Here is a 13440-nt window from a genome sequence, read left to right as displayed (position 1 = left end):
TCCTGGCGCCCGTGCGGTGGTGCTGCCCGGTGCTCAGCGCAGCGCGACGAGCCCCGTGCCGTCGTCGACGACGCGCGTGTCCGTGACCGCGGTGACCGTCAGGGCGCGCAGGCGCAGGCTGCCGCCGTAGTACGACAGGAACGCCGTGTCGGTGGCGTCGCGGCCGGTCGCGATGCGCAGCAGGGACTCCCGCGGCGCCAGCCCTGTCGCGTCCACGACGTACCACGCGCCGTCGACGTACGCCTCGGCGACCGCGTGGAAGTCCATCGGCTTGAGGCCGGGCGCGTACACCGACGCGAGCCGCGTGGGCACGTCGCACGCGCGCAGCAGCGCGACGACGAGGTGCGCGAAGTCGCGGCAGACGCCGCGGCGCTTGAGGAGGGTGTCCGTCGCGCCGTCGGTCGGCAGGCTGGAGCCCGACAGGTACGTGACGTGCCGGCTCACCCACGTCACGACGGCGTCCAGCAGGTCGGTGCCGGCCAGCCCGCGGAACTGGTCGCGCGCGAACGCCAGCAGCCGGTCGGAGTCGGCGTAGCGGCTGGGCCTGCGGTACTCGACCAGGTCGACGTCCTCGACCGGCGGCGTCGACGCCTGCCCCGTGACGGTGGCCTGGTAGTCCACGACCACGCGGCCGGCGGGCGCCAGGACGCGGTGCACCCGGCCGCCGTGCGCGGTCTTGATCTCCTGCACCTCGAGCGGGTCGTCGTCCGACCGTGCCATCAGCGACTCGGTGCGGTCGTGCGGGCCCTCGGCCACGGCCACGGCCAGGAGCAGCTCGAGCGGCGCGTGGACGTCGAGCGAGAGGTGGGCGGCCACGGAGCGCAGCACGACGACGCATCCTTCCCCGGCCAGACGGGCCGGACGACGGGTGGAGACAGGGGGACGGGAGAGGGGTCGACGGCGTCTCCGGACCCTGCCGGGGGACGGTCGGCGGGCGCCCGGAGGAGGGCACGGCGAAGCGGGGGCGATGCGGGGGTGAGGTCCCGTGACGAGCGGGGCCGAGGCAAGTGTGAGGCCCGCGGGGGCGTTCGTCCAGCCCCGGCGTGCAGCCCTGTGAAACCGCAGGTCAGGACGCTGATCGGGGCGTCGTGGCGACCCGCGTGGACCGGCCGTGCGCCCGGCTGTGCGCCTGGCCCTCAGCGGGGCTCGGCCTCGGTGCCCGCGGGCGTCGTCGCCGACCGCCTGCCGCCGGCGCCGCGACCCCGGGGGAGCACCAGCGGCAGGGCCACCGCCGCCAGGGCGGTGGCGGCCCACACCACCAGCGTCGCGAGAGCCCAGGCCCCTGCCCCGACGATCCGCAGACCGTCCGTGAGGACCGAGGCGAGCACGAGGGCGAGGAACGTCGAGACCAGTCCCGCACCGCCGAGGAACGCGGGGGCGTACCGCGTGCTCAGGCGCGTCACCAGCGGGGTGAGCAGCGACTGCGCGAGCGCGAACACCACCACCGCGACGACGAACCCGGAGGCCCGCAGCGTCATGTCGGGGACCACGGCCGCGGCGACCAGCAGGCCGATCGCGGCCGAGCCGAGGAGGATCAGCGTGCGCAGGGCGAGCCGGGCCATGGGTTCACGCTAGGCCCGCCGCACCCGCGCGGCGCGGCAGGACGTGTGGTGGCGGCACGCGGCCCGTGCGAGGCTGACGGCGCGCCGCGCGAGGCCCCGCGGCGCAGGAGGGACGGGGGATGGTGCGACGACCGACCGGTGCCCAGGTGGCCGCCTCGAGCACGTGGGTCGACCCCGACGGCGTGCGACGCCCCGCCGGGGACGTGCACGCGTGGGTGGGCGGCACCAACCAGACGGTCTGCGGGCTCGCGCTGAGCCGCTCCTCGCTCGGGCGGTTCCCGCACGTCGCCTGGGTGGACGCGCTGCCCGAGGTCGGCCGCCACGCGGACGCGGTGCAGCACGTGTGCGAGCGCTGCCGTGCCGCCCTGCGCCCGCGGCGCGACGCGGTCGACCGCCGCGCGTTCCGACGCCCGTGAGCACCGACGCCGTGCGCGTGTGCGCCGTCGCCGACACGCACGTGCCGGTCCGCGCCCGGGACCTGTCCGTGGAGGTCTGGCAGGCCGTCGCCGCCGCCGACCTGGTGGTCCACGCGGGGGACTGGGTCTCCATCGACCTGCTCGACCGGTTCGAGGACCGCGCGGCCAGGCTGCTGGCCTGCCACGGCAACAACGACCCGCCCGCGCTGGTCGCGCGCGTGCCCGAGGTCGCGCGCGCCGAGGTGGCCGGCGTCCGCCTCGGCGTCGTCCACGAGACCGGCGCCGCGGCCGGGCGCGAGCGCCGCTGCGACGACCGGTTCGACGACCTGGACCTGCTCGTGTTCGGCCACAGCCACGTGCCGTGGGACTCCGTGACGCCGCGGGGTCTGCGCCTGCTGAACCCGGGGTCGCCGACCGACCGGCGACGCATGCCGCGCTGCACCTACCTGACGTTCACGCTGCGCGCGGGCCGGGTGGCGGACGTCGTGCTGCACGAGCTGCCGCTGCGCCTGCCGGCACGTCCGCGCCCCGGCAGCACGAAGGCCTCCGACCCGCGGTGACGCGGGGCGGAGGCCTCGATGATGCTCCCCCGACTGGACTCGAACCAGTAACCCTTCGATTAACAGTCGAATGCTCTGCCAATTGAGCTACGGGGGATCGTGCGGGGAAAACCCTAGCAGGCTCCGGGGGGTGCGGCCGACACGGCGGGCGTGGGCTGTGGTCCCGTCAGGGCGCGAGACCGGCCTCCGCCCGGACCCGGGCCTCGGCGTCGGCCAGCCGGCGCACCATGGCGGGGTCGGCCAGGTCGACCGCGGCGTCACCGATCACCTGCGTGAACAGGTCGCCGTGCTCGTCCCGGCGCAGCGCGACGCGGACCGTGGTGGCGCCCACCGGCACGTGCTCGACGTGCACGACCGACTGCTGGACGCGCTCGCGGAACGTCTGCACGAGGTCCCACGCGTCCACGTCGGACGCGAGCACGAGGTCGGTGCGCGCGCCGTTGACCCAGTGCACCGTCAGCGTGCGGCTCTCGGCGTCGAGGGCACCGCGGTCGACGTCCGCCCAGGGCGTGCGCGCCGCTCCGGACGGGCCCACGACGTGCAGGGCGCGGCGCGTCGCCACGGCCCACCGGCCGTCGTCGAGCGGGGTCGAGGCGAGGATCGCGTCCGACCGGAGGTCGAGAGCGCGTCGCAGGTCGTCGGGCAGCCGGCGTCGCCGGGAGAACAGGGCCACGTGGTCACGGTAGTCGTGCGGGAGCGTGCTCCCGCACCGTTGCCTCGTCCGCGCCCGTCACCGGGGTGCGACGCAGGTAGTTCCACGCGATGACGGCGCAGGTGGCGCCGTTGAGCGCGCCCACCAGGACGTCGCTGAGCGAGTGCATGCCGCGGTAGGCCCGCGCCACCCCGACCGCCACCGGCACGAGCACGCACAGCAGCGTCAGCGCCCAGCGGGCGACGGGGTGGCGCACGCGCTGTGCCTGGAAGGCCAGCGTCAGGTAGAAGGCCGTCGCGGCGCCGGTGTGCCCGCTGGGGAAGCTCGAGGTCGGCGGTGCGTGGTCCAGCTGCTCGACCTCGGGCCGCTCCCGCCCGACGACCAGGGCCGACGTGAGGAAGATCACCGCCTGCACGGCCACGGCCAGGCCGGGCACGACCGCGTACCACCACTGCCGCGTCCGCCACCACGTCAGCGCGATCGCCAGGAGGCACGCGCCGATGAGGAACTCCGTCTGCCCGATCGCCGACAGCACCGTGGTGACCGCGTCCAGCGCGGGGGTGCGCTGCTCCACGAACCACGTGTTGACGCCCGCCTCCGCCGGCAGCCCGCCCAGCGGACCTGTGACGAGCAGACCGAGGCCCACGACGACGCACCACAGCACGGCTGCGGGCACCAGCACGCGCCGGGCGAGGTCGCGCCGCACCTCACGGCCGTCGGGTCGCGTGCTGTCCGTCTCGTAGCGGTGCCAGAAGGCGTTCACAGGTCCTCCGGGGACGGGGCTCACGAGGAGCCGGGAGCGGGGTGCGGGATGTCGCGAGCGGCGTCGTGCGTGGCCTCGTCCTCCGTGCCGGTGCCGGTGCCGTGCGGGGTCGGGCCACGGCGCCACCCCACGTACGACGCGCCCGCCACGGCGAGGCCCAGCAGGACTCCTGCGACCACGTCCGACGGGTGGTGCACGCCGAGGAGCACGCGGTCCGCGGCCGTCAGCACCACGAGCACGCCGCCGGTCAGCGGCACCACGACGCGGCCCCGGCGCCCCAGGACGGGCCACAGCAGCAGGGTCAGCGTGACGGCCACGAGGGTCGTGTTCGCCGCGTGACCCGAGGGGAAGCTGGAGCCGGGGGCGTGGGCGACCGCGTCCTCGATGACGGGCCGCGTGCGCTGCACGATCCCCTTGGCCACGAGCTGCAGGAGCCAGCCCACGGCCACGGTCGCCGCCGCCCACCACACGCGCTCGCGCAGCCCGTGCCGACGCCACGCCCACACGCACACGGCCGGCACGAGCAGCAGGTTCAGCCACCGCGCGGCGAACAGCTCCTGCCAGACGACGAGCACGGTGCGCAGACCGTCCGACGCGCGGGTCAGGTCGGTCGCCGCCCGCACCACGGCGTGGTCGACGCGCACGACCGTGCCCGACTCCCCACGCACGGCGACGGCGAGGGCCACGACGGGCAGCACCACCACCGTGCCGAGCACCGCGGCGCGCACCAGGTCCCGGCGACGGGTCGGGGCGGTCGGCATGGCGAGGACAGTAGGGGTGCGCGGAAGTCCCCGCACGTGGAGGGCGCGACCCGGTCCGACGGTGGGCCAGGTGGGGCTTGAACCCACGACCGACGGATTATGAGTCCGCTGCTCTGACCGACTGAGCTACTGGCCCGCGCCCGCAGCCTACCGACGGCGCGGCGGGCGCCGACGATGTGGGGCGCGACGTGGCCGCCCTCGCCAGCGGATGCCGACGGCGCACGGCACTGCCACCATCGCCCCGGGCGCCGACGCACGTCGGCCGGTGGGGGCCCGCGTCGAGGAGGTGACATGACCACGGTCGCGACAGGATCCCGCCAGGGGGCGTGGGAGCTGGGGGCACGGGCGGGCTACGCGGCCTCCGGCCTGGTGCACGTGCTGATCGGTGTGCTGGCGGTGCAGCTGGCCTTCGGGTCCTCCGCCGGGAGCGCCGACCAGTCCGGGGCCTTCGAGAAGATCGCGTCCTCCCCGTTCGGGGCGGTGGTGCTGTGGTTCACGTGCGTGGCGTTCCTGGCGCTCGGCGCCTGGTACGCGGCCGCGGCCATCAGCGGCGCCGCGGGCGGGACGTCGGAGCGGGCGAAGGCCGGCGGCAAGGCCGCGGTGTACGTCGCTCTCGGCGTCACCGCGTTCGCCTTCGCGCGCGGGTCGGGCTCCGGCAGCGGCAGCCAGACGTCGAGCGTGACGGGCGAGCTCATGCAGGCGCCGGGCGGCCGGCTGCTCGTCGGCGCTGTCGGCGTCGGCATCGTGGCCGTGGGTGCCTACCACGTGCACAAGGGCCTGACGAAGAAGTTCCTCGAGGACCTGCGGCGGCTGCCTGCCGGGACCACGGGACGGGTGGCGCGCCAGGCGGGCGTCGTCGGCTACACCGCGAAGGGCGTCGCGCTGGGCATCGTGGGCGTGCTGTTCGTCGTGGCCGCCGCGGACGCCAACCCGCAGGAGGCGACCGGCCTGGACGGGGCGCTGGTGGCGCTGCGCGACGCGCCGGGTGGTCCGGTGCTGCTCCTGCTGGTCGCCGTGGGCCTGATCGCGTTCGGGGCGTACTGCGGCATCCGGGCACGGTTCGGGCGCCTCTGACTTTTCACCCGCTCCGGACAGATCAGGCACGGCGGCGGTTGTTGCACAGTTGTCCAGATTGGGGCATAGTCGTTCACGTCAGCGACAACGGCAAACCCGCCGCAAGGTGGGGACGCAAAGCCACGGGGCCCACAGGGCCAGCCGAGCTACCGAACGATGAAGGAGAACCAGTCATGGCTGTTCACACGCCTGCCAACGAGGCCCCGCTCACGCAGGGCAGCCTGCTCACCCCGGGCGAGGTCGCGGTGCTGTTCCGGGTCGACCCGAAGACCGTGACCCGCTGGGCCCAGGCCGGCAAGCTCTCCGCGGTCCGCACCCTCGGCGGCCACCGCCGTTTCCACGAGGCGGAGGTCCGGCAGCTCCTGACGGGCGTCCCGCAGCAGCGCGCGGGGGAGTGACCCGAGGGGCCGTCGACGACGACGCACCCACGACACCGACGCCGGTGGCGACCTGATCGCCACCGGCGTCGTGCTGCGTCCGGCCGGTGCAGCACGCACCGCCCCGCGGGCGAAGGGCCGATGCGCCCGCGGGACGTGAAAGGATCAGGACATGGCCCTGCGTGAGATCCGCATCGTCGGCGACCCCGTGCTGCGCACCCCGTGCGACCCGATCACCACGATCGACGACCGGGTCCGCTCGCTCGTCGAGGACCTGCTCGAGACCGTCGACATGGAGGGGCGTGCCGGCCTGGCCGCCAACCAGATCGGCGTCGGCCTGCGGGCGTTCTCGTGGAACATCGACGACGAGATCGGCTACGTGCTGAACCCCGTCATCGTCGAGCTGTCCGAGGACGAGTACCAGGACGGCGACGAGGGCTGCCTGTCGGTGCCGGGGCTGTGGTTCCCGACGCACCGGGCCTGGTACGCCCGCGTGGTGGGCACGGACCTCGACGGCCGGGAGGTCGTGGTCGAGGGCACCGAGCTCATGGCGCGCTGCCTGCAGCACGAGGTCGACCACCTCGACGGCATGCTGTACCTGGACCGGCTCGAGCGCTCCGTGCGCAAGAAGGCGATGCGGGCCATCCGCGAGCAGCTCTGAGACGTCCCGCGCGTCCGCTGGACCTGCGGCGACGCATGGGGCATCCTGTGCCGTGCACGCCGCGTGCGCTGCATCCGTGCTGATGACGTTCCCGACACGGGGCGAGGTCGTTGGGGAAGGCGACCCTCGAGCCCAACCGGGAGGACGACATGGCCGGTGCCATCACCCGCGGTGTACTTTTCGTGCACTCCGCGCCGCGCGCGCTGTGCCCCCACGTCGAGTGGGCGGCAGGCAACGCGCTGGGCGCGCGCGTCAGCCTGGACTGGACGCAGCAGCCCGCCGGGCCGAGCTTCTACCGCGCGGAGCTGTCGTGGCAGGCGGCGCCGGGCACCGGAGCCCGCCTGGCGTCCGCGCTGCGCGGCTGGGCGCACCTGCGCTACGAGGTCACCGAGGAGCCGAGCGCCGGCGTCGACGGGTCGCGCTGGAGCCACACGCCCGAGCTCGGCATCTTCCACGCCGCCACCGACGTGCACGGCAACGTTGTGATCCCCGAGGACCGGATCCGCGCGGCGCTCGAGCACGCCGCCGAACCCGAGCGGCTGCGTGCCGAGCTCGACCTGGCCCTCGGGCAGGCGTGGGACGACGAGCTCGAGCCGTTCCGCTACGCGGGCGCCGGCGCGCCCGTGCGGTGGCTGCACCGCGTCGGCTGACGCACCGACCGGTCGCACGACGGCGCCCGCACCCGGAGAGGGGAGCGGGCGCCGTCGTGCGACCGGGCAGGTGCGCGGTGATGGCCCGCCCGGAGGCCCGCGGACGGCGCCGCAGGCCCGCGTCAGGCGGAGGTGACCACCAGGGCGACGTTGTGACCGCCGAACCCGAACGAGTTGTTGATGGCGGCGACGGGACCGGCGGGCAGTGCGCGCGGGGTGTCGCGCACGAGGTCGAGCACCAGCTCCGGGTCGGGGTTCGCGACGTTGATCGTCGGCGGCGCCTGGCGGTCGTGCACCGCGAGGACGGTGAAGATCGTCTCGAGCGCACCGGCGCCGCCGAGCAGGTGCCCGGTCATCGACTTGGTCGCCGAGAGCGCCACGTGGTCGGCGTCGTCGCCCAGCACACCGCGGATGGAGCGGGCCTCGATGAGGTCGCCCACGACCGTCGACGTCGCGTGCGCGTTGACGTGGGTCACGTCGGCGGCTGCCACGCCGGAGTCGGCCAGGGCGGCGCGCATCGCGCGGACCTGCCCGTCGCCGGACGGCTCGGGCGACGTCAGGTGGTAGCCGTCGGCAGACAGGCCGACGCCGCCGATCCGTGCGTACACGCGGGCACCGCGCGCCGCGGCGTGCGCGGCGGACTCCAGCACCACGATGCCGGCGCCCTCGCCGATGACGAAGCCGTCGCGGTCGACGTCGTACGGGCGCGACGCCCCCGCGGGGTCGTCATTCCGTGTCGACAGGGTGCGTGACGCCGCGAACGCGGCGATGGGCATGGGGTGGATCGTGGCCTCGGTGCCGCCCGCGACCACCACGTCGGCACGTCCGTCGCGGATCATCTGCACGGCGTACCCGATGGCCTCCGCACCGGACGCGCACGCCGAGACGAGCGCGTGCGCGCCGGCACGGGCACCGAGCTCCAGCGAGACGTACGCGACGGGCGAGTTCGGCATGAGCATGGGCACGGTCATGGGCAGGACCCGGCGACCGCCCTTCTCCCGCAGCGTGTCCCACGCGTCCAGGGTCGTCCAGATGCCGCCGATGCCCGAGGACACCACGGCGCCGAGGCGGTCGCCGTCGACCTCGGGGGAGCCCGCGTCCGCCCACGCCTCGCGCGTGGCGATGACCGCGTACTGCGCGGAGGGGTCCATCCGCTTGAGCTCGGGCCGGGGGAGCACCTGGTCCGCGGGGACCTTGACCATCGCCCCGAAGTTCACGGCGATGTCGTAGCGCTCGGCCCAGTCGTTCTCGAACGTGGCCGCGCCGGACTCACCGGCCAGCGCCGCCCGCCACGTGCTGGGGACGTCACCGCCGAGCGGCGTGGTGGCGCCCAGGCCGGTGACGACGACCTCGGGGACGGTGCTCATGGGGTTCTCCTTGGGTCAGGCGGGCGGTGCGCACGGCCGCAGGCCGGCGCACCGCCCGGGTGCCGCGGGTGCGGCGCGCAGGCTCAGGCCTGGGCGCCGGCGATGAAGCTCACGGCGTCGCCCACGGTGGCGAGGTTCTTGACCTCGTCGTCGGGGATCTGGACGTCGAACTTCTCCTCCGCGAGCGTGACGATCGTCATCATCGACAGCGAGTCGATGTCGAGGTCGTCGGTGAAGGACTTCTCGGGCAGGACGGAGTCGGTCGGCAGGCCGGTCTCCTCGCTGACGATCTCGGCCAGTCCGGCCAGGATCTCCTGCTCGCTGTGCGCCATCGTGTCTCCTCGTGTCGGGTGGTGCTGGGACGTGCTGAACGGTACAGGCGCGGTCCGCGCCGACCGGGTCAGGGCAGGACGACGACCTGGGCCGCGTAGACGAGGCCGGCGCCGAAGCCGATCTGCAGCGCGAGCGCGCCGGAGCCGACCTGCCCCTCGCGCAGCAGGCGCTCCGTGGCCAGGGGGATCGACGCGGCGGACGTGTTGCCGGTGTCGGCGATGTCCCGTCCCACGACGACGCTCTCGGGCAGCCGCAGCTGCTTGATGAGCTGGTCGATGATCCGCATGTTGGCCTGGTGCGGGACGAACGCCTCGATGTCCTGCGGGGAGACGCCGGCGGCGTCCATCGCCTTCTGGGCGACGGGGGCCATCTGCCAGACGGCCCACTTGAAGACCGACTGGCCCTCCTGGCGCAGGGTCGGCCACCCGGCGCCCTCGTCGCGGGTCGCGAGCCACGAGTGGGTCTGGCGGATCGCCTGCGCCTGGCTGCCGTCCGAGCCCCACACCGTGGGGCCGATCCCGGGCGTGTCGGACGGGCCGACGACGACGGCGCCCGCACCGTCGCCGAGCAGGAAGGAGATGGACCGGTCCGTCGGGTCGACGAACTCGCTCATCTTCTCCGCGCCGATCACCAGGACGTGGCGGGCCGTCCCGGCACGCACCAGGGCATCGGCCTGACCGATGCCGTAGCAGTACCCCGCGCAGGCCGCCGAGATGTCGTACGCCGCGGCCGGCGTGGCGCCGATGCGGTCGGCCAGGATGGCGGCCCCGGCGGGCGTCTGGTGGAAGTACGTCACCGTGGACAGGATGACGACGTCGATGTCCGCGCCGGTCAGCCCGGCGTGCTCCAGCGCGGCGCGGGCGGCGCCCTCCGCCAGGTCGAGGACGTCGGTGCCTTCACCGGCGCGACGCCGCGTCACGATGCCCGTGCGCTGGCGGATCCACTCGTCGGACGACTCGATGGGGCCGACGAGGTCGTCGTTGGGGACCACGCGCTCGCCGCGCACCGCGCCGAGCCCGAGGATGCGGGTGTGCGCGGGCCCGGTGGCCTGCGTGAGGGTCGGACGGGTCACGGCTGGCTCTCCTGGGGGGTCAGGGCGGTACCGGCGTGCCGACGGACGAGGTCGCGTGCGGCGTCGAGGTCGGCGGGGGACTTCAGGGCGAGGGTCTCGACGCCCGGCAGCGTACGACGCGCCAGGCCGGTCAGGACGCCGCCGGGGGCCACCTCGAGGAGCGCGGTCACACCCAGGTCGACGAGCGTCGCCTGGCACAGGTCCCACCGGACGGGGCGGGCGACCTGGGCCACGAGGCGGGCCACGGCGTCCGCGCCGTCCCGCACGACGGCGCCGTCGCCGTTGCCGAGCAGCGTCACGACCGGGTCGCGGGGGATGACGTGCGCGGCGGCGGCCGCCAGCTCCTCGACCGCGGGCGCCATGGCGTCGGTGTGGAAGGCACCCGCCACCTGCAACGGGACGACGCGGGCACGCGTCGGAGGCGCGTCGCCCAGCGCTGCCAGGGCGTCGAGCGGCCCTGCCGCGACGACCTGCCCGGCCCCGTTGACGTTGGCCGGCACGAGCCCGAGCTCCGCGAGCCGTGCGAGCACCTCCTCCGGGTCGCCGCCCAGGACCGCGCGCATGCCGGTGGGCGACGCGGCGGCGGCGCGGGCCATGGCGGCGCCACGCACGGCGACCAGGCGCAGGGCCTCGTCGTCCGTCATCACGCCGGCGACGGCGGCGGCCGCGAGCTCACCCACGGAGTGCCCGGCGACGACGTCGACGGTGCCGCGGGCGGCCGTGGGCAGCGCGGTTCCCGCGGGGGCACCGAGCACGGCCCGCAGGGTGGCCAGGGCGGTGGCCACCAGCAGCGGCTGGGCGACCGCGGTGTCCCGGATGGTCTCGGCGTCCGACGTCGTGCCGTGCGCGAGCAGGTCGGTCCCGGTGACCTCGCTCGCGCGGTGCAGGGCGTCGACGAAGCCGTCGACCTCCGTCCACGGGGCGAGCATGCCGGGGGACTGGGCACCCTGGCCGGGGCAGGCGACGACGAGCACGTGACCACTGTGCCGTGCCCGCACGACCCCGCCCGGTCGCGCCACGCACCAACCTCGCGACCCAGCGTTGTCGGACCCGTACAAAGGTCCCGTCGCGGTGCGGCGACCTGCCGGTCAGCCCGCCGCGCCGTCGAGCCTGCCGACGGCCAGTGCCGTCTGCAGCACGTACGACTCGCGTGCGTCGAGCGGGTCCCAGCCCGTGACGTCGGCCACACGCCGCAACCGGTACCGGACGGTGTTGGGGTGCACGTACAGCGATCGGGCGGCGGCCTCCAGCGACCGGCCCCCGCCCAGGTAGGCCGACAGCGTCTCGAGCAGGGACCCCTGGCTCGCCGCCAGCGGGGCGTAGGCCCGCTCGACGAGCGCCCGGCGGGCCTCGGTGTCCCCGACGAGGACCCGCTCGGGCAGCAGGTCGTCGGCGTGCACCGGCCGTGGCGCCTGTTCCCAGCCGGCGGCCGCGGCGAGCCCCGCGAGGGCGGCACGCGCCGAGCGCGTGGCCTCGGCCAGCCCGGTGGCCGTGGGACCCACGACGACGGGCCCGGGCCCGAAGCGCGGCAGCAGCGACATCGCGGCGGCACGCAGGTCGCCCTCGCCGCCCAGGAAGACGACCAGGCGGTCCCCGAGGATGCCGACCAGCGCGTCGTCCGCCGCACGCCGGGTCGCCCGGCGCAGGTCCGCGGCCCGGACCTCGTCCATGTGGGCCGTCGTGGTGCCCACGACGACGAGCGTCGCGCCGCGACCGCTCCAGCCCAGGGCGGACACGCGCGAGCGCAGCGCGTCGTCGGCGTCGCCGCGCACCAGTGCGTCCACGACCAGCGCCTCGAGGCGGGCGTCCCAGGCGCCGCGCACCTCGGCGGCGCGCGCGTAGACCTCCGCCGCGGAGAACGCCACCTCCCGCGAGTACCGCAGCACGGCCTCACGCAGCTCGCGCTCCGCGCCCGGGGCGGCCAGCCGGTCGGAGTGCGTCTCGACGACGTCGACGACCACCCGGACCAGCTGGAGGGTGTGCTGGAGCGAGATCGAGCGCGTCAGCTCGGGCGGGGCGGTGGCGAAGATCTCACCGACTCCGTGCGGGGGCTGCGTCGGGTCGGCGTACCAGGTGACGAACGCGGTGATGCCCGCCTGTGCGACCAGGTTGACCCAGGACCGGTCCTCGGCCGGCAGCGCGCGGTACCACGAGAGGTCGGCGTCCAGCCGACGCATGGCCGCGGCCGCGAGCAGACCTGTGCCCTCGCGCACGCGCCGCTGCGTCTCGCTCTGGTCGGTGGGCGTACCGGGGACGGCGGTGCCGCCGTCGGGGACGGGGGGAACGGTGCGACGGGGCGCACGCGCCGCCGGCGTCCGGGGAGACGTCGCCATGGCGCGAGCATAGGGGCGCTGTTGTGGGAAGTCGACAAATGTCCGGCAGCGTCGCACGCACCCGTGAGGGTCCTCGGGAAGGTGCGGCGCGGGCTGACCGGATAGGGTCTCGGCATGGCTCTTCTGCCCCGCCTGCGACAGCTCATGAGGCGACCCTCCTCGGCCTCCACGGTCGGGGCGCGTCGCCCGACGAAGGCCTCGCGACGCGGCGACACGCTCCACGAGGACGCGCTGCGGTCCATGCTGAGCGACGACCCGAACAACGAGCGCGCCTTCCAGGCCCTCGCCGAGATCGTGCGTCGCCGGGCCGCGGAGTCCGTCCCCGAGCAGGACCCGCTGACCGCGCCGAACGTCGAGCACGAGCGGCAGCACGCCGCCGACCTGGCCGTGTGGTCGCTCGGCGAGGAGCTCGCCGGCAACCCGCGCGCCTGGTTCCCGCTGATCGAGGTCGCACGGCTCTCCGTGCGCGATGACCACGAGGGGACGATCCGCCGGCTGACGACCGCCGCGGAGCGCGACCCCTCCGGTCAGGCGCTGACGCAGGCGCTGGCCCTGCTCACGGACGCCGGGCAGCCCGTCGAGGCGCTCAACCTCGGGGTCGGTCACTGGCGGCCGCGCGAGCACGTCCCCGACGTCGCCCGCGAGCTCGTCCGGGCCGCGATCGCCGCCGACCGCCCGCTCGAGGCCAAGCAGCACCTGACGTCGCTGGACCTGTACCCGGACCAGCCGACCGTCTCCGGGCTGAAGGCCGAGCTGGCGCAGGAGATCGCGCGCGCACAGCAGTCCATCCCCGGCACCTGACGCGCCGGGTCGCCCCGGCACGCCGTCCACCGCGCACCACCCACGAACGCACGAACGC

At 75.2% G+C, this 13440-nt stretch carries 17 protein-coding genes, 2 tRNA genes and 1 riboswitch; of the genes, 7 read left to right on the top strand and 12 right to left on the bottom strand.

Annotated features, from left to right (window positions below; translation table 11 throughout):
- Positions 1–33: 33 nt before the first annotated feature.
- Together KG103_RS11080 and KG103_RS11075 are read right to left on the bottom strand one after the other, a co-directional pair.
- A complete protein-coding gene (locus tag KG103_RS11080; RefSeq protein ID WP_207341082.1) occupies positions 34–828 on the bottom strand; it encodes a transglutaminase-like domain-containing protein in 795 nt (264 codons plus the stop codon).
- A gap of 308 nt (positions 829–1136) precedes the next feature.
- Positions 1137–1562 carry a phage holin family protein gene (locus KG103_RS11075; protein WP_207341083.1) on the bottom strand — a complete coding sequence of 142 codons (426 nt, stop codon included), beginning with the start codon at positions 1560–1562 and terminating at the stop codon, positions 1137–1139.
- Between the two features lie 119 nt (positions 1563–1681).
- Here KG103_RS11075 and KG103_RS11070 point away from each other — a divergent pair, with 119 nt between their 5' ends.
- Both KG103_RS11070 and KG103_RS11065 read left to right on the top strand, forming a co-directional pair.
- Positions 1682–1978, top strand: coding sequence for a hypothetical protein (locus KG103_RS11070; RefSeq protein WP_207341084.1), 297 nt, complete (start codon positions 1682–1684; stop codon positions 1976–1978).
- Complete coding sequence (locus KG103_RS11065) at positions 1975–2538, top strand: metallophosphoesterase family protein (RefSeq protein WP_249670552.1); 564 nt, start codon at positions 1975–1977, stop codon at positions 2536–2538. Before KG103_RS11070 ends, KG103_RS11065 begins: the two co-directional genes overlap by 4 nt.
- Positions 2539–2562: 24 nt before the next feature.
- Here the strand turns inward: KG103_RS11065 and KG103_RS11060 are convergent.
- The 5 genes from KG103_RS11060 to KG103_RS11040 form a co-directional block, all read right to left on the bottom strand.
- Positions 2563–2635 (bottom strand) — tRNA-Asn (locus KG103_RS11060).
- Between the two features lie 69 nt (positions 2636–2704).
- Positions 2705–3211 (bottom strand): hypothetical protein, encoded by a 507-nt coding sequence (locus KG103_RS11055; RefSeq protein ID WP_207341085.1) that lies wholly within the window; start codon positions 3209–3211, stop codon positions 2705–2707.
- Positions 3212–3215: 4 nt separating this feature from the next.
- A complete protein-coding gene (locus KG103_RS11050) occupies positions 3216–3953 on the bottom strand; it encodes a phosphatase PAP2 family protein (RefSeq protein WP_207341086.1) in 738 nt (245 codons plus the stop codon).
- Positions 3954–3973: 20 nt separating this feature from the next.
- Complete coding sequence (locus KG103_RS11045) at positions 3974–4714, bottom strand: phosphatase PAP2 family protein (protein ID WP_207341087.1); 741 nt, start codon at positions 4712–4714, stop codon at positions 3974–3976.
- A gap of 62 nt (positions 4715–4776) precedes the next feature.
- Positions 4777–4850 (bottom strand) — tRNA-Ile (locus KG103_RS11040).
- A 155-nt stretch (positions 4851–5005) separates the two neighbouring features.
- Here KG103_RS11040 and KG103_RS11035 point away from each other — a divergent pair.
- The 4 genes from KG103_RS11035 to KG103_RS11020 all read left to right on the top strand — a co-directional run bounded on the left by KG103_RS11035 (position 5006) and on the right by KG103_RS11020 (position 7476).
- Complete coding sequence (locus KG103_RS11035) at positions 5006–5788, top strand: DUF1206 domain-containing protein (protein ID WP_207341088.1); 783 nt, start codon at positions 5006–5008, stop codon at positions 5786–5788.
- A 79-nt stretch (positions 5789–5867) separates the two neighbouring features.
- A riboswitch (cyclic di-GMP riboswitch) is annotated at positions 5868–5942 on the top strand.
- Between the two features lie 19 nt (positions 5943–5961).
- A complete protein-coding gene (locus tag KG103_RS11030; RefSeq protein WP_089799585.1) occupies positions 5962–6186 on the top strand; it encodes a BldC family transcriptional regulator in 225 nt (74 codons plus the stop codon).
- Between the two features lie 151 nt (positions 6187–6337).
- Positions 6338–6826 carry a peptide deformylase gene (gene def, locus KG103_RS11025; RefSeq protein ID WP_207341089.1) on the top strand — a complete coding sequence of 163 codons (489 nt, stop codon included), beginning with the start codon at positions 6338–6340 and terminating at the stop codon, positions 6824–6826.
- A 149-nt stretch (positions 6827–6975) separates the two neighbouring features.
- A complete protein-coding gene (locus tag KG103_RS11020; protein ID WP_207341090.1) occupies positions 6976–7476 on the top strand; it encodes a DUF3145 domain-containing protein in 501 nt (166 codons plus the stop codon).
- 122 nt (positions 7477–7598) lie between these two features.
- On the opposite strand, the gene KG103_RS11015 is transcribed toward KG103_RS11020, so the two are convergent.
- The 5 genes from KG103_RS11015 to KG103_RS10995 form a co-directional block, all read right to left on the bottom strand.
- A complete protein-coding gene (locus tag KG103_RS11015) occupies positions 7599–8843 on the bottom strand; it encodes a beta-ketoacyl-[acyl-carrier-protein] synthase family protein (protein WP_207341091.1) in 1245 nt (414 codons plus the stop codon).
- A gap of 83 nt (positions 8844–8926) precedes the next feature.
- A complete protein-coding gene (locus tag KG103_RS11010) occupies positions 8927–9175 on the bottom strand; it encodes an acyl carrier protein (protein WP_089799580.1) in 249 nt (82 codons plus the stop codon).
- A gap of 68 nt (positions 9176–9243) precedes the next feature.
- Entirely contained in the window at positions 9244–10248 is a 1005-nt protein-coding gene (locus tag KG103_RS11005; protein ID WP_207341092.1) for a beta-ketoacyl-ACP synthase III, read from the bottom strand.
- On the bottom strand, positions 10245–11222 hold the full coding sequence (locus KG103_RS11000) for an ACP S-malonyltransferase (protein ID WP_207341093.1): 978 nt from the start codon (positions 11220–11222) through the stop codon (positions 10245–10247). The genes KG103_RS11005 and KG103_RS11000 overlap by 4 nt, the downstream gene beginning before the upstream one ends.
- Before the next feature lie 114 nt (positions 11223–11336).
- Positions 11337–12581, bottom strand: coding sequence for a PucR family transcriptional regulator (locus KG103_RS10995; RefSeq protein WP_207341094.1), 1245 nt, complete (start codon positions 12579–12581; stop codon positions 11337–11339).
- Between the two features lie 114 nt (positions 12582–12695).
- Here KG103_RS10995 and KG103_RS10990 point away from each other — a divergent pair, with 114 nt between their 5' ends.
- Positions 12696–13382 (top strand): hypothetical protein, encoded by a 687-nt coding sequence (locus tag KG103_RS10990; protein WP_207341095.1) that lies wholly within the window; start codon positions 12696–12698, stop codon positions 13380–13382.
- Positions 13383–13440: the final 58 nt, after the last annotated feature.

Source organism: Cellulomonas wangleii, from assembly GCF_018388445.1.
Lineage (GTDB): Bacteria > Actinomycetota > Actinomycetes > Actinomycetales > Cellulomonadaceae > Cellulomonas > Cellulomonas wangleii.
The sequence above is the reverse complement of the archived record's forward strand: the minus strand, read 5'-3'. Positions and strand labels throughout refer to the sequence as shown.

Coding starts and splice junctions, on each gene's coding strand:
- KG103_RS11030 (WP_089799585.1), top strand. CDS start 5,962: ATGGCTGTTCACACGCCTGCCAACGAGGCCCCGCTCACGCAGGGCAGC.
- KG103_RS10990 (WP_207341095.1), top strand. CDS start 12,696: ATGGCTCTTCTGCCCCGCCTGCGACAGCTCATGAGGCGACCCTCCTCG.
- KG103_RS11045 (WP_207341087.1), bottom strand. CDS start 4,714: ATGCCGACCGCCCCGACCCGTCGCCGGGACCTGGTGCGCGCCGCGGTG.
- KG103_RS11015 (WP_207341091.1), bottom strand. CDS start 8,843: ATGAGCACCGTCCCCGAGGTCGTCGTCACCGGCCTGGGCGCCACCACG.
- KG103_RS11020 (WP_207341090.1), top strand. CDS start 6,976: ATGGCCGGTGCCATCACCCGCGGTGTACTTTTCGTGCACTCCGCGCCG.
- def (WP_207341089.1), top strand. CDS start 6,338: ATGGCCCTGCGTGAGATCCGCATCGTCGGCGACCCCGTGCTGCGCACC.
- KG103_RS11010 (WP_089799580.1), bottom strand. CDS start 9,175: ATGGCGCACAGCGAGCAGGAGATCCTGGCCGGACTGGCCGAGATCGTC.
- KG103_RS11070 (WP_207341084.1), top strand. CDS start 1,682: ATGGTGCGACGACCGACCGGTGCCCAGGTGGCCGCCTCGAGCACGTGG.
- KG103_RS11035 (WP_207341088.1), top strand. CDS start 5,006: ATGACCACGGTCGCGACAGGATCCCGCCAGGGGGCGTGGGAGCTGGGG.
- KG103_RS11075 (WP_207341083.1), bottom strand. CDS start 1,562: ATGGCCCGGCTCGCCCTGCGCACGCTGATCCTCCTCGGCTCGGCCGCG.
- KG103_RS10995 (WP_207341094.1), bottom strand. CDS start 12,581: ATGGCGACGTCTCCCCGGACGCCGGCGGCGCGTGCGCCCCGTCGCACC.